This is a genomic window from Halococcus sp. AFM35 (genome assembly GCF_051195015.1).
GTDB lineage: Archaea > Halobacteriota > Halobacteria > Halobacteriales > Halococcaceae > Halococcus.
Genome location: NZ_JBNTJU010000110.1, coordinates 1 through 531, shown reverse-complemented (window position 1 = coordinate 531; position 531 = coordinate 1). Strand labels below are relative to the sequence as shown.

At 59.3% G+C, this 531-nt stretch carries 1 protein-coding gene; it reads left to right on the top strand.

The window, feature by feature from the left end; translation table 11 throughout:
• Positions 1 to 115 precede the first annotated feature (115 nt).
• The coding region (locus ACQUQO_RS18290) for an IS630 family transposase (RefSeq protein ID WP_435080088.1) at positions 116 to 531 on the top strand (416 nt) is incomplete at its 3' end.

The following is a 531-nucleotide window of genomic DNA, read 5'->3' as shown; positions in this document are numbered from 1 at the left end:
AATGCCGAAGAGATTCTCGCCGAGCGCCTTGTCGAGGCGCTCGGCGAGGAGGCTAATGAGGAGGCCGTTGATCCCGGAGAGACGGTTCTCGGCTTCTTTCGATGAAGCATGGCCGATGCCGACGGAGAATCGGCATCGGCTCTGGGCGTTCGGGAAACCACGCATCGTGAAACATATGCCGCGCGTGAAGACGACAACCGTCGGCTTCTACGCGCTCAACGGTACCAGCGTTCTTAGAGCCGTCGAGAGTCTCCACAAAGAGCGGATCGTGGAGGTGTTCGAAGCAATCCGCGAGCAGAATCCGACCGGCCGGATTCTGCTCGTCTTGGATAACTTCTCCTCACACAACGCTGAGTACACGCGCATACGAGCGGAGGAGCTCGGAATTACGCTGGTGTTTCTGCCTATCGCTTCGCCGCATCTCCAGCCAATCGAGCCGGTTTGGGGTGTTCTCAAGCGTGCCATCTCGCCGATTTCGACCGAGAGCGCGGACGACTTCCGCGCTCTCGTTGAGGGGACGTTCCTCGAACT